A 12,203-nucleotide genomic window follows, 5' to 3' on the forward strand; every position below is an offset into this window, starting at 1 on the left:
GGATGCGAATCATGCATGGAATACATTCACATATATCATACAAATGATCTTCATAGCCATTTAAAACGATGGCCGCGAATTCAGCATTTCTTAACTAGCCGAAGAACATATCACGAAGCAGCGGGGGAAGAATTTTTACTTTTTGATATAGGTGATTTTATTGACAGGTGGCACCCGCTTTCAGAAGGAACCCAGGGGCAAGGGAATATTGAGTTGTTAAATGAAAGCGGCTATACTGCAGTTACGATTGGTAACAATGAGGGAGTTAACTTCCCTTATGATGGCCTGAATCATTTGTATGACAACAGGAAATTTGATGTTGTCCTGGCTAACCTCTATAACAGTCACAAGCAATATCCAGAGTGGCTAAAGCCATACAAAATTTATAAAACCAAAAAAGGTACTCGAATTGGTGTGATTGGATTAACAGCCAATTTTTCGCTTCTTTATGAGCTATTAGGCTGGCATCTTACAGAACCTATTGAAGAATTAAAAAGCTGGATTCAGACGCTGAGGAATCAATCAGATATCATTGTTCTGCTTTCTCATCTCGGACTTAACCATGATGAACAAATTGCAAGAGAATTTCCAGAGGTCGATATTATTCTAGGAGGTCATACTCACCATACACTTCCTGAGGGAAAGTTGGAGGGACAGACATTGCTTGCCGGGGCTGGTAAGCATGGAAGATATGTTGGGTATGTTTGCATTCAAGTTGATGAGAGAAAACACATTGGCAAACAAGCACTATTATATAATGTGATGGAACTTCCTTCAGTACCAGATGAGAAAGCTATTTCTAAAGAACTTTACCGAAAAGGAAAGAAATTGTTAAATCAAAAAATCACCAAATTTCCAAAGGAATACCCACATGAACCGTTTCAGAAAGCTGAGCTTGCCCAGCTCCTTTGCCAAGCACTTAGAGAATGGTGCAAGGCAGATTGTGCATTTATTAATGGAGGTCTTATATTAGGTCCATTACCAAGTAAAGTGACATTATATGATGTGCTCTCTATTTGTCCACACCCAATTAATCCTTGTAAAATTGAACTTACAGGCAGTGAATTAAAGAAGGTATTGCTTGAAACAAGGGGGCAAGACTGGGCAGACCAGCAGGTAGTCGGGCTTGGTTTTAGGGGAACAGTGATGGGAGAAAGTATATATGACAGGATTAGCTTTAATGAAAACAGTGACATCTTTATCAATGGGGAACAATTAGACTTAAAACAGACCTATACCATTGCGGTACCAGATATGTTTACCTTCGGACACTTTTTCAAAGAAGTATTTCCACGAAAGAAAAAGGAATATTTTCTTCCTGAATTTTTACGGGACTTACTGAAATGGAAATTAGAAAAGTAGTCCTAGAATGTATACACGCTTTTTCTCTCGCTTTCATAAGTTGATAGTGAGGAAGGGAGTGTGTAAATTGATTGAGTTATCACCGGTAGAGATTAATGGTCACACGTTCTTGGCTGTTACTGTCTTGCTACCAAAAACTACACTGCTCTCCATAAGCAATGATAAGGGATATATTATGTGCGGTGCTTTAGATGTGGGGTTATTGAATGAAAAGTTAAAGGATCGTAAAATCATTGCAGCAAGAGCAGTGGGGGTAAGAACCATTGAACAGCTACTTAACGCACCAATGGAGTCAGTTACAGTCGAGGCAGAAGCAATTGGTATTACAAAAGGAATGCTTGGAAAAGACGCTCTGTTGAAAATGGTATGAAAAGCTTGCATTCGTGCAGGCTTTTTCTTATGCACCGACTCACATTATGCCTGTCGCCCCTTGGGCAAGGCGCTGTCGTTTTCTTCGGCCAGGCAAGCTAGTATAAATTTATAGGCTAGTTCATCCCTTTCCCGCATACATATAAAATGTAAGGGGGGATCATTTTTGGCTAAGTTTCGTGTGCGTCACCGAAAACGGGGACCGTTACCTTTCCGATACGTTTTGTTATTATCGTTTGTCTTTTTTATATTGTCTACTGCAATGGGAATATGGCTGGTCAACAAGGGAATTGAACCATCCTTAATGAGATATGCGGAATCAAAAACCAAGCAAATTGCCTCACAGGTTATCAATAAGGCAATTAACAAGAAAACGGTAGAAGTAGGAGATGTTATTGCCGTCGAAGCGGGCCAAAATGGTGCGCAGCCGAGTGCCAGTTTAAAAACGGAAATCATAAATCAGAAATTATCCGAAATCACCAATGAAATACAGAAAAACTTAAATGCAGCAGAAAAAGGAGATCTTGATTCACTAGAGAAATTAACGGATGTTGATATTGAGGTAAATACAGAGCAACAGGATGGGATAGTGTGGAATGTCCCGCTTGGTCAAGCAACCAACATGGCCTTGTTAGGAAATTTAGGTCCTAAAATCCCTGTTAGGTTTCATGCAATCGGGGAAGTACGTCCAGATGTGAAAATTAACCCAAAACCAATGGGAATCAATAATACATGGATTGATGTCGCAATCCATCTAGAGGTTTCCGTGCAAATTATTACTCCGTTTGCTACGGATATAACGAAATTAGAGCAGAATATTCCAGTAGGCGGAAGATTAATTCAAGGGGATGTACCACAATTTTATAATAATGGAGGAAATGGTGTTACACCATCCATTGAAATACCTTCTCCTCAAAATTAAAAGGACTGTCAAAAGAACAGTCCTATTTTTTCTTTGATTTTAACGCCTGTCTTTCTTGTTGTTTCCATAATCTTAAATGTGGAGTTGGGTCAAACGACCATTCGGTATAACCGTTATCTTTATACATACCATAGTGCAAATGCGGCGGAAATTTTCCAGATGTCCCTGGAGGTCCATATCCGGAACTGCCGACGCCGCCAATTAAGGTTCCGGGTTCCACGATTTGACCAACTCTTAAATCTTTAGCAAAACCGCTAAGATGAGCAAAATAATGATACGTATTATTAATATCACGAATTCCAACTCTCCAGCCGCCGAACTTATTCCAGCCCTTCATTTCGACTATGCCATAGTTTGTAGCACGAACTGGAACACCGTAACCTGCAAAAATATCGGTACCCTCATGAATTCTTCTGCCGCCCCAGCCCCTTGCATCGCCCCACGTACTGCGATAACTATGATTGCTGCGTAATGGCAGCGGGAATACATGGGTATCTAAATCTATCCGGCCAAAATGGCGGTAAATCTTCGCCTTTCCGGCTATAATGCCAACAGTTTTGTCGCGGTGATAATAATTCCATAACCCAATTTTAATGTTATCATCGTCTACTCCATATGAGAGAAGATAATTGGCGAAAGTATATAAAACATCTTCATCACTCTTTAAACTGGCTTTTCCATCTCCATCCCCATCGACGCCCATACCATTGAAAAATTGGATAATTGCTGGGTTTTCTTCTTGGGGATTAGGATTTGTTGGTCCAGCCCATTTCTCCGGAGTAAAATAAATGCCAATTACACTTTCCGCTTTAGGTAGATCTTTGCGAACCTGCCGAATAGTCCTTTCATACTGGTCCACGGCGGCTAAGTAATACCAAGGGATTAGTGTAACGGTTTCAACCTTTTTGTATAGCTTCATTCTTTCCTGATATTCATCAGGACCTTTAGCATGAGCATCCCTGAGAGAAAAGCTCATTAATAAGAGGATTGTTCCAATTATCAGAAATGCCCGCACAGGAATCCTCCTTCCGATTATTGTACGCTTTTAGTTTATGAATTCTAGGAGATTTCATTATGGACAATAATTGGAAAAAGTGTTTTCGAAGTTGGTCTGCTTGTTGTTGTGACAAAAAGTATGGTAAAGTGACAAGGTGCAAACTCATTTATAGGGGTGGAAAAAGTGAGCAGAAATAGTGAATACTTAAGAAAACCGGAATGGTTGAAAATAAAATTAAATACGAATGAACATTATACAGGCTTAAAAAAAATGATGCGTGAAAAAAATCTACATACGGTATGTGAAGAGGCGCGCTGCCCTAATATTCACGAATGTTGGGCTGAGAGAAGAACAGCTACCTTCATGATCCTCGGTGATACATGTACACGTGCCTGTCGTTTTTGTGCAGTGAAAACAGGACTGCCAACAGAATTAGATTTGGCAGAACCAGAACGAGTGGCAGATTCAGTTCAATTAATGAACTTAAAACATGTTGTCGTTACTGCGGTTGCCCGGGATGATTTAAAAGATGGCGGTGCAGCTGTTTTTGCAGAAACGGTTAGGGCGATTAGAAGAAAAAATCCTTTTACAAGCATTGAAGTTCTTCCTTCAGATATGGGTGGTAAAGAAGAAAATTTAGCTTTGTTAATGGATGCAAAACCCGACATCCTAAATCATAATATCGAAACCGTAAGACGGCTAACGCCAAGAGTTAGAGCGCGTGCAAAATATGACCGTTCATTAGAATTCTTACGAAGAGCGAAAGAAATGCAGCCTGTGATACCAACAAAATCAAGTTTAATGGTTGGACTTGGCGAAACAAAAGAAGAAATTATTGAAGTAATGGATGACTTAAGAGCGAATAATGTTGATATCATGACGATAGGACAATATTTACAACCATCTAAGAGCCATCTAAAGGTTGAAAAATATTACCGCCCGGAGGAATTCGCTGAATTACGTGAAATAGCCCTCACAAAAGGCTTTAGTCATTGTGAAGCGGGTCCATTAGTCCGTTCATCGTACCATGCAGATGAACAAGTGAATGCGGCCGCGAAACACAAACAATTGCTTGGCGAAGCAGAAGCAAAAGAAGCATAGAATGAAAAAGCTGCAGCCCCTAGGCGCTGCAACTAGACAATAAAAAGAGTTCAGTCCACTTGGGCTGAACTCTTTTTGTTAGCGATTGTTTGTATTCATATTATCATCAGCGGTAGCACCGTTTTCGTCTTCACTATCGCTCATACGATTGCCTTGTGGCGACTTCTTCATTTGGGTAATTAAACCATTCACTAAATTTCTGGCATTGTGACTAGTGGAATCCAGATTTGCCAGATTTTCCACATCACGCATTAATTTTGTATTGTCTGATACATATACATGATAGTATCTAGGGACAACAGACATAGCTGTTCTTTTTACTTGGTCGGCTGTCTGATTTCGGTCTTTAGAATCTGTATCGTAGGAAACGAGAACTTCTTGATCGGTTACAAGAGTGGCAACATCATCTACATTCGGTATGTCAGTGCTTAACTGACTAATAATATTAGCGACTTGTTCACGGTCTATAGCTGCGTAGTGAGCAGTTCCGCCCCTGTCCCCCTGAATTGGGCTTTTTTGATGACGAACAAAGCCGTAGTCATCACTTACATTTCGAACACCCTGACTGCCGCCTTCATTATAAAGCTCTTCACGTTTATTATTAACATTTGTGGTATCTCCGCTTTCTTTATACACATCACGATTGGCCATATCCCTTGAGCAGCCTGCTGCTGTTAGGAATAAACAAAAAACAATCATTATCGACCATTTTTTCATTTTAAGCACCTCCTTTTTATAGAATAGCCAAATAACTCATTTTTTTTCTTAGTAATTGATGGTGAATCGGTTATAATGAAAGAAAGATTTACTGGTAAATTTGAGGTGATAACATGATCAGTATAAACGGCGCCACGTATGAAATCGTGCAGGAGCATAGAGATGCCTTTAATGAGGAGGCTCTAAAGGCAAGATACAGTGATATATTATCCAGATATGATTATATTGTTGGGGATTGGGGATATGGACAACTTCGGCTGAAAGGCTTTTTTGAGGATCAGAATCAAAAAGCAACATTTGACACCAAAATCAGTACATTAAGTGAATATTTGTATGAATACTGTAATTTTGGCTGTGCCTATTTTGTTTTGAAAAAAGTCAAAAAGTAAATAAAAAAAGGGCTGGCCAAAACGGCAAGCCTTTAATGTGGTATCTTCAAGCCTCAGTGCTGGTTAACGTGCTGAGGCTTTAGTGCGTATAAGGTGGTTGTTCCTCTTTATCAGGGTCGTCATGTGTCGGGTGTGCCCCTTCCATTTGACGAGGGATATCCTGATGAAAGGTTTTATTTTCGTAATTAAAGTTGCTATAATATCGCTGACCTTCTTGCCAAGGGGTGCTTTTATTTTGAACAGGCTCATCTTTACGAATGGGAGATCCAAAAGGGCCATCGGGAAATTCCTCTGCGGTCAGAAAGTTCTTTTGTTTCTCAACATTCGAAAGGTCAAAATAGCTTCTAGATTCTTTTTCCGCCATACTATCACTCCTTTTGTTTTATTATGTTGTAAGGAGTGATAAAAAATTATAGTAGTTCTAATAAAAAGGAACGTAATTCTTCGGCATCCTCTTCATTTAACTGGAAAGCGTATTCTAAATAGCCTTCCTCATTCAAGTCATCCTCACCAATAATTGCAAAGCGACTCCCTTGTAAATCGAGTACAAGATGCTTTCCATAATGACGATCCGTTTTCACAATCGCCAAATCAAATCGCTGGTTGTCACCAACAAAGCTTACAAATCGTGTCTTTGTATCTTCTGTATCATCATATAAGAAATAACGTTCTGCCATGTAAAGTTCTCCTTTAGTTAGTTTATTCAACCTCTTTATATTACCAAATAATCAGGAAATGGGGGAATATTTGGCGATAATAGAATATTACTAAAAACTCACTCAAAGAAAAACGGTTTTTGGCGAATTGTGTTACAATATACTTATTATTTTCGGATGTGTTTCTGAGAGAGATGGAATCAATGGATTGAATGGGATTTAGTTGCAGTTGTTGCGAAGGAGGCAGGATCCTTAGTGGTAGCGGAAGGTATTGAAAACCAAGAAGAAGCCTCCGTACTAACGAGAAATAATGTTGACTTAGCACAGGGCAATTTTTATGCCCGTCCAGCAATGTTTTTTGAGGAAGTTGCAACATGAGTGATAATAAATAAGGAAGTGGATGAAATGTATTTTGTAGACCGCGGAAAGTTGGAGACCACATTGGTGTTTCTAGAAAAACAAATCAGCCTATTTTCTAGCCAGGTAGACTGGTCAACACCGATAGAAAAAGCTGCATTAGAACGGATTACACATCTTATAATTGAATCCGTGTTAGATGCAGGTAATGCAATAATAGATGGGTTTATTATGAGAGACCCTGGCAGTTATGAAGATATCATTGAAATATTAATTGATGAAAAAGTTGTTACCAAGGAAACAGGTACAAGCTTAAAAACGCTTGTCCAATATCGTAAGGTACTCGTCCAGCTCTATACGGAGATTGACCATACAGAACTTCTTAATCAGTTCTCTAGCCTAATTGAAGATTTGGCTTTATTTCCAAAAAACGTCCGAGACTATCTTGAGAATGAACTCGGGCCTGTATCGGCATTTATATAATATATCACTGACCGCGTTTGCGGTCCTTTTTAATTATCGGATATGATACATGTAGGGGTGATTAACATGGAAAAGTATAAAGGTTATTTAATTGATCTCGACGGAACAATGTATAAAGGTTCCGAAAAGATCGAAGCAGCGGGAGACTTTGTTAAAAAATTAAGGGCAAAGGGGATTCCATATTTATTCGTTACCAATAATTCATCCCGCACTCCCGCTCAGGTTGCTCAAAAGCTCAGAGATTTTGATATTCCTGCCGAAGAGGACCTTGTTTTTACAACCAGTCAAGCGACAGCGAATTATATCTATAGCCAAAAGCAGGATGCATCCGTTTTTGTTATAGGTGAGGAAGGTCTTCGAATCGCTATGGAGGAAAAGAAATTCTTATTTGCCGCTGAGGATGCAGAATATGTTGTCATCGGTATTGACCGCGAGATTAGCTATGAAAAGTTAGCAGTAGCCTGTCTTGCTGTCCGCAATGGTGCTTCGTTTATATCTACAAACGGAGACATAGCGATACCAACGGAAAGAGGCTTAGTCCCTGGAAATGGATCATTAACCTCTGTAATTTCTGTTTCAACACAAACTAAGCCGACGTTTATTGGAAAGCCTGAATCGATTATCATGGAGCAGGCATTAAAGGTATTGGGCACATCTAAAGAAGAAACACTTATGGTGGGCGATTATTATGATACCGATATTCTAGCGGGGATGAATGCAGGGCTTGATACACTATTAGTTCACACAGGTGTCACAACGAAGGAATTACTTGCAGGCTATGACAAAAAACCTACATATGCCATTGATTCATTAGACCAATGGGAGCCGTAAGAAAAGGATGGAGCTCTCCATCCTTTTCTAAATATGCTTTATTCTACATGAGCTGCTCGGTGAGCAAGACGACTAGAAGCAGCAGCGGCAATGGCTCCCACAATGTCATCCAAAAATGTGTGGCATTCTCCGGTTGATTTATCATTTAAACGGGCTAAGATTCCAGGCTTTTGCTTATCTATATAACCATAATTTGTAAAGCCAATAGATCCGTACACATTCACGATGGAAAGTGCAAGAATCTCATCAACACCGTAAAGACTTTCATCTGTTTTAATAATAGATTGGATAGGTTCTTCGAGCATGTTTTTCTCAGCTAACATATCAAGTTGAATTCCCGTTATGATGGCATTTTGGACCTCACGTTTTGATATGACGCGTTCAACATTTGCAATACAGTCTTCCATTTTTAAGTTTTCGTGGTATTTTTCCTGCAAAAAATAGACTAAATCAGCGATATCCTGAATTTCTACGCCTCTTTCTTTGATCCATCTTCTTGCAGTTTCTTCTGTTAAATCCATTTTTTTATCTTCTGCCATCCATTTATCACCTTTTCTTTGGAATTTTTTACCATTCTTAATTTTTACAATATGCTCGTTTTTTTGAAAAGGAACGAATGAACCATCACCCTTCTTACAGATTTCTCCTATAACGTTTTTCTTATACTTTATTACGCAAGAAGACAACAAGTTTTTTGGGCTACTACATATATATGACATAGAAGTGGAAAAGAGAAGAGGTGGAAGGGTGCTACAAAAATTACTTGAAAAAAAATATGGAATACAAGTCGATGAATATGTAAAACTAGACTCCTACGACGCGCTTAGAGGAAATGGCTGGCTTTATTTGGTTGCAAAGGCTGATGGAAGGGACGCCGAGGATATTAATGAACTAGAGAAAATTGCGGAACATTTAAGGAATACTGGGGATTCCCATGTGCCAGCATTTCTACAATCGAATGAGGGTGGATTTATTGCATCCTGGGAAGATCACCAATATTGTGTCCTGGCAAATCGGCAAACAGAACAACACGCAAAAGTGAAACTAGGAAGAAAGTTAGCTAAATTCCATGAGCGAGGGAAAACGGTCCCATTCAAAATTGATAGATCAAGCAGAATTGGACAATGGAAGCAATTATGGGAAAAGCGTCTTGATCAAATTGAAAAGGTTTGGAGCGAACTAATGTTCCAAACACCTGAGGATGATTTTGAAAGGATGTTTATCGATTCGTTTCCATACTATATTGGTTTAACTGAAAATGCGATTCAATACTTAGTGGACACAGAATTGGACGATGAGCCAAAAGAATCGGATAGCGGAACTGTGTGTCATGAACGTTTTTCAAATGCTTCTTGGGGAGCTAATTATTACATTAAGGACCCATTTGATTGGGTATTTGATCATCGGTGCCGTGATTTAGCAGAATGGACGAGAGAACGATACTTCCGAAACACACAAACCTACGAGATTGATGTCAGACAGTTTTTCGTTGATTATCAAAGTATTGCCCCTTTATCCTCTTTTTCATGGAGGTTATTATTCTCACGTTTATTATTTCCGCTTCATTACTTTGAGTGTATTGAGAATTACTATATCACTCGATCTGAGCAGGAAAAGAAGCTTTTGGAAGAAAAATTAAGTAAGATGTTAAAACAATCCACAGAGTACGAACGCTTTTTGGGTCATTTTTATCATACTGTAGGTGCCCCATTAAAACCATTAAATATCCCTCAACTAGACTGGCTGTTGATTAGGTAATCGCTTTGTTAAATTAGTCTGTTGATTGGCGCTCCACCAAGGAATGCTCCTTTGAATAGTCATCGCAGAGACAGGCGGTTTTTGCCTGTCACGAGGCACTACGCTTTCCGCGGGCGGTCCGTGGAGCCTCCTCGGCGCTTAAGCGCCTGTGGGGTCTCCACTGCCCCGTCCTCCCGCAGGAGTCTTCGTGCCTTCCGCGCCAATCAACAGAGGTGCAAATCAAAATTTGCTTCTTTACCACATTCTAGTAATAAAAAAAGCGATTGCTCATTGGTAGCAATCGCTTTTTATCTTTATTAAAATACTTGTTCTACTTCGACAACGCCAGGAACTTCTTCTAAAAGTGCTCTTTCGATTCCGGCTTTTAGGGTAATTGTTGAGCTTGGGCAGCTGCCGCATGCACCTAATAAACGAAGTTTAACAATACCATCCTCAACATCAACTAACTCACAATCTCCTCCATCACGAAGAAGAAATGGACGTAATTTATCTAATACTTCCTGAACCTGCTCAAACATTTCTTGTACTTGTTCTGCCATATTTATCGTCTCCTTCCTACCTTATATTATAATGTCATTGAAGGGAAAAATCCATTCTCATGAAATGGGAATTAGCACATTTACAACCATATTTTTATGTTTAATAGTTTAAATGATGTAAAATAAAAGAAAAAGGCAGGATTGATGGAATGACTAATTTTACAGTTGAAATTATCCTTTATGGTGCAGAACAATTATGTCCAAGCTGTGTAAATTTACCCTCCTCAAAGGAAACATTCGAATGGCTTGAGGCAGCAATTTCAAGAAAGTTTCCTAATCAACCATTCAAGATGACCTATGTTGATATTTATCAACCGCCTCAAGAAAGCGAAAAAGAAGCTTTTGCAAAGAGAGTTATTGAAGAAGATCTGTTTTATCCAGTGGTTGTGATTAAAGATAAAATAGTGGGCGAAGGAAACCCGCGCTTAAAAACAATATTTAATGAGTTGGAAAAATGTGGCTATAAATCCATATAAAAAGCATTCCAGCATGTAAGCTGGAATGCCTTTTTTAATTATCCATTATGATACTTGTAGAGCCAAAGAACACCTGATTTTAGGAGGCGTGCCACTCGACCGGTTATCGCTCTGTCGGCCATCATCCCGAAACCATGTTTCTTACCAAGTGAACCAAGAACACCTTTTAACTTAATCGTTGGGAATTCAGCTGGCGGCTCCTCGCCATTCCAGCGCTTTTTCAACACTTCGACGATTTGCTCCGCCTGTCCCTCTGCTAATTGAGCACTAGGGGCATGTGGAAGACTAGCACAATCACCTAACACAAAAACGTGCTCATCATTGGGTAAATGATGACGTGGCGTAATGATGAGTCTTCCTGAACGGTCCATTTCTTCCCCTAATTCACGAACAACCCTATTAGCCTGGATACCAGCTGTCCAAACAATCACATCACACGGGATGGGTTCATCATGATTATAGAGTAAATTCTCTTCAACTTTGGTGATATTTGAGTTGTTGATGATTTCAACATTATTTTTTTGAAACCAATTTTCAACATATTTACTTAAACGATCTGGAAATGCTGGAAGAATGTGTTTGCCACGATCAAATAGTTTAATCTTTAGGTCGCCGCGGCTTTCACTTAATTCACTGGCAAGCTCTACCCCACTAAGACCTGCTCCTACGATCCCAACTACTGACCCAGGTCCTAAATTGTTTAGAACTGAGTACGTACGACGGGATTTTTCGATGCTTTGAATGCTGTAGGTGTATTGATCAGCGCCTGGGACGCCGTGATACTTATCTTCACAGCCCAGACCAATAATTAGGTCATCATAGGAAATCGGCTCGGAATCTTTTAGCAGGACCTTTTTATTTTCTTTTTCTATTCCTGTAACCTCACCATATTTAATTTCTAATTGAGGATGCTCTGGAAAAGAAACGCGCAGCTCCTTATCCGAAACAGTTCCTGCCGCCAAGGCATAATATTCAGTTTTTAAGCAATGGTATGGTACGCGGTCAACAAGTGTAATTCTTACATCCTCGGGTAAATGGTTTGGAAGAAGTTCGCTCAATATCTTCATTCCGCCGTAACCTCCACCGAGAATTACAAGGTTTTTCATTTTTTATTTCCCCTTTGTAAACCAGTAATCATGTCTCTTATTGAATCAAAATTTGAGACCTAGCAAGCTAAGTTAAAGATAAAAATATAGTAATATAGTCATTAAATTCATTAAAAAGTATAGCCGAATTGTGACAAAAT

The 12,203-nt window shown here is 39.4% G+C and carries 17 protein-coding genes; 10 read left to right on the forward strand and 7 right to left on the reverse strand.

The annotated features are described in order from the left end of the window. The first annotated feature begins 15 nt into the window (after positions 1-15). From QFZ31_RS25790 to yunB, 3 genes are all read left to right on the forward strand, one after another. Positions 16-1,362: a bifunctional metallophosphatase/5'-nucleotidase gene (locus tag QFZ31_RS25790; protein WP_307308571.1), complete on the forward strand. Its 1,347-nt coding sequence runs from the start codon at positions 16-18 to the stop codon at positions 1,360-1,362. Between the two features lie 67 nt (positions 1,363-1,429). Then, positions 1,430-1,732 (forward strand): YunC family protein, encoded by a 303-nt coding sequence (locus QFZ31_RS25795; protein ID WP_034677214.1) that lies wholly within the window; start codon positions 1,430-1,432, stop codon positions 1,730-1,732. A 165-nt stretch (positions 1,733-1,897) separates the two neighbouring features. After that, positions 1,898-2,653 carry a sporulation protein YunB gene (gene yunB / locus QFZ31_RS25800; RefSeq protein ID WP_307308575.1) on the forward strand — a complete coding sequence of 252 codons (756 nt, stop codon included), beginning with the start codon at positions 1,898-1,900 and terminating at the stop codon, positions 2,651-2,653. A 22-nt stretch (positions 2,654-2,675) separates the two neighbouring features. Here yunB and QFZ31_RS25805 read toward each other — a convergent pair whose 3' ends face one another. Further along, on the reverse strand, positions 2,676-3,629 hold the full coding sequence (locus QFZ31_RS25805) for a M23 family metallopeptidase (protein ID WP_307311792.1): 954 nt from the start codon (positions 3,627-3,629) through the stop codon (positions 2,676-2,678). A 204-nt stretch (positions 3,630-3,833) separates the two neighbouring features. Here QFZ31_RS25805 and lipA point away from each other — a divergent pair, with 204 nt between their 5' ends. Then, positions 3,834-4,751 carry a lipoyl synthase gene (gene lipA, locus QFZ31_RS25810; RefSeq protein ID WP_307308579.1) on the forward strand — a complete coding sequence of 306 codons (918 nt, stop codon included), beginning with the start codon at positions 3,834-3,836 and terminating at the stop codon, positions 4,749-4,751. Positions 4,752-4,829: 78 nt separating this feature from the next. Here the strand turns inward: lipA and QFZ31_RS25815 are convergent, their stop codons facing one another. Next, the gene (locus QFZ31_RS25815) at positions 4,830-5,468 is read right to left on the reverse strand and encodes a YhcN/YlaJ family sporulation lipoprotein (RefSeq protein ID WP_307308582.1); all 639 of its coding nucleotides are present in this window, start codon (positions 5,466-5,468) and stop codon (positions 4,830-4,832) included. 113 nt (positions 5,469-5,581) lie between these two features. Here QFZ31_RS25815 and QFZ31_RS25820 point away from each other — a divergent pair, with 113 nt between their 5' ends. After that, on the forward strand, positions 5,582-5,857 hold the full coding sequence (locus tag QFZ31_RS25820) for a YutD family protein (protein WP_306075982.1): 276 nt from the start codon (positions 5,582-5,584) through the stop codon (positions 5,855-5,857). A gap of 79 nt (positions 5,858-5,936) precedes the next feature. On the opposite strand, the gene QFZ31_RS25825 is transcribed toward QFZ31_RS25820, so the two are convergent. Together QFZ31_RS25825 and QFZ31_RS25830 are read right to left on the reverse strand one after the other, a co-directional pair. Next, positions 5,937-6,221: a cytosolic protein gene (locus QFZ31_RS25825; RefSeq protein WP_307308587.1), complete on the reverse strand. Its 285-nt coding sequence runs from the start codon at positions 6,219-6,221 to the stop codon at positions 5,937-5,939. A gap of 46 nt (positions 6,222-6,267) precedes the next feature. Then, complete coding sequence (locus QFZ31_RS25830; RefSeq protein WP_179595313.1) at positions 6,268-6,534, reverse strand: DUF3055 domain-containing protein; 267 nt, start codon at positions 6,532-6,534, stop codon at positions 6,268-6,270. Positions 6,535-6,720: 186 nt separating this feature from the next. Between QFZ31_RS25830 and QFZ31_RS25835 the strand changes: the two genes are divergently transcribed. The 3 genes from QFZ31_RS25835 to QFZ31_RS25845 all read left to right on the forward strand — a co-directional run bounded on the left by QFZ31_RS25835 (position 6,721) and on the right by QFZ31_RS25845 (position 8,184). Beyond that, on the forward strand, positions 6,721-6,891 hold the full coding sequence (locus tag QFZ31_RS25835) for an EAL domain-containing protein (protein WP_307311795.1): 171 nt from the start codon (positions 6,721-6,723) through the stop codon (positions 6,889-6,891). A gap of 27 nt (positions 6,892-6,918) precedes the next feature. Then, complete coding sequence (locus QFZ31_RS25840) at positions 6,919-7,353, forward strand: DUF86 domain-containing protein (protein ID WP_307311798.1); 435 nt, start codon at positions 6,919-6,921, stop codon at positions 7,351-7,353. 66 nt (positions 7,354-7,419) lie between these two features. Next, positions 7,420-8,184, forward strand: coding sequence for a TIGR01457 family HAD-type hydrolase (locus tag QFZ31_RS25845; protein ID WP_307308592.1), 765 nt, complete (start codon positions 7,420-7,422; stop codon positions 8,182-8,184). A gap of 38 nt (positions 8,185-8,222) precedes the next feature. Here QFZ31_RS25845 and QFZ31_RS25850 read toward each other — a convergent pair whose 3' ends face one another. Then, entirely contained in the window at positions 8,223-8,723 is a 501-nt protein-coding gene (locus QFZ31_RS25850) for a phosphatidylglycerophosphatase A (protein WP_179595316.1), read from the reverse strand. 208 nt (positions 8,724-8,931) lie between these two features. Here QFZ31_RS25850 and yutH point away from each other — a divergent pair, with 208 nt between their 5' ends. Further along, complete coding sequence (gene yutH / locus QFZ31_RS25855) at positions 8,932-9,942, forward strand: spore coat putative kinase YutH (RefSeq protein WP_307308594.1); 1,011 nt, start codon at positions 8,932-8,934, stop codon at positions 9,940-9,942. 296 nt (positions 9,943-10,238) lie between these two features. On the opposite strand, the gene QFZ31_RS25860 is transcribed toward yutH, so the two are convergent. Next, entirely contained in the window at positions 10,239-10,481 is a 243-nt protein-coding gene (locus QFZ31_RS25860) for a NifU family protein (protein ID WP_034674824.1), read from the reverse strand. Positions 10,482-10,630: 149 nt separating this feature from the next. Here QFZ31_RS25860 and QFZ31_RS25865 point away from each other — a divergent pair, with 149 nt between their 5' ends. Continuing rightward, positions 10,631-10,957 (forward strand): YuzD family protein, encoded by a 327-nt coding sequence (locus QFZ31_RS25865; protein ID WP_307308597.1) that lies wholly within the window; start codon positions 10,631-10,633, stop codon positions 10,955-10,957. Positions 10,958-10,995: 38 nt separating this feature from the next. Here QFZ31_RS25865 and QFZ31_RS25870 read toward each other — a convergent pair whose 3' ends face one another. Continuing rightward, positions 10,996-12,063 (reverse strand): NAD(P)/FAD-dependent oxidoreductase, encoded by a 1,068-nt coding sequence (locus QFZ31_RS25870; protein WP_307308599.1) that lies wholly within the window; start codon positions 12,061-12,063, stop codon positions 10,996-10,998. Between the last annotated feature and the right edge of the window lie 140 nt (positions 12,064-12,203).

The organism is Neobacillus niacini (assembly GCF_030817595.1).
GTDB lineage: Bacteria > Bacillota > Bacilli > Bacillales > Cytobacillaceae > Neobacillus > Neobacillus niacini_G.

Bases quoted from the DNA above. Each gene is read 5' to 3' on its own strand.
- QFZ31_RS25870 (WP_307308599.1), bottom strand. From the start codon at position 12,063: ATGAAAAACCTTGTAATTCTCGGTGGAGGTTACGGCGGAATGAAGATA.
- QFZ31_RS25865 (WP_307308597.1), top strand. From the start codon at position 10,631: ATGACTAATTTTACAGTTGAAATTATCCTTTATGGTGCAGAACAATTA.
- QFZ31_RS25820 (WP_306075982.1), top strand. From the start codon at position 5,582: ATGATCAGTATAAACGGCGCCACGTATGAAATCGTGCAGGAGCATAGA.
- QFZ31_RS25850 (WP_179595316.1), bottom strand. From the start codon at position 8,723: ATGGCAGAAGATAAAAAAATGGATTTAACAGAAGAAACTGCAAGAAGA.
- QFZ31_RS25845 (WP_307308592.1), top strand. From the start codon at position 7,420: ATGGAAAAGTATAAAGGTTATTTAATTGATCTCGACGGAACAATGTAT.
- QFZ31_RS25805 (WP_307311792.1), bottom strand. From the start codon at position 3,629: ATGAGCTTTTCTCTCAGGGATGCTCATGCTAAAGGTCCTGATGAATAT.
- QFZ31_RS25790 (WP_307308571.1), top strand. From the start codon at position 16: ATGGAATACATTCACATATATCATACAAATGATCTTCATAGCCATTTA.
- QFZ31_RS25815 (WP_307308582.1), bottom strand. From the start codon at position 5,468: ATGAAAAAATGGTCGATAATGATTGTTTTTTGTTTATTCCTAACAGCA.
- QFZ31_RS25825 (WP_307308587.1), bottom strand. From the start codon at position 6,221: ATGGCGGAAAAAGAATCTAGAAGCTATTTTGACCTTTCGAATGTTGAG.
- QFZ31_RS25860 (WP_034674824.1), bottom strand. From the start codon at position 10,481: ATGGCAGAACAAGTACAAGAAATGTTTGAGCAGGTTCAGGAAGTATTA.
- QFZ31_RS25840 (WP_307311798.1), top strand. From the start codon at position 6,919: ATGTATTTTGTAGACCGCGGAAAGTTGGAGACCACATTGGTGTTTCTA.
- QFZ31_RS25830 (WP_179595313.1), bottom strand. From the start codon at position 6,534: ATGGCAGAACGTTATTTCTTATATGATGATACAGAAGATACAAAGACA.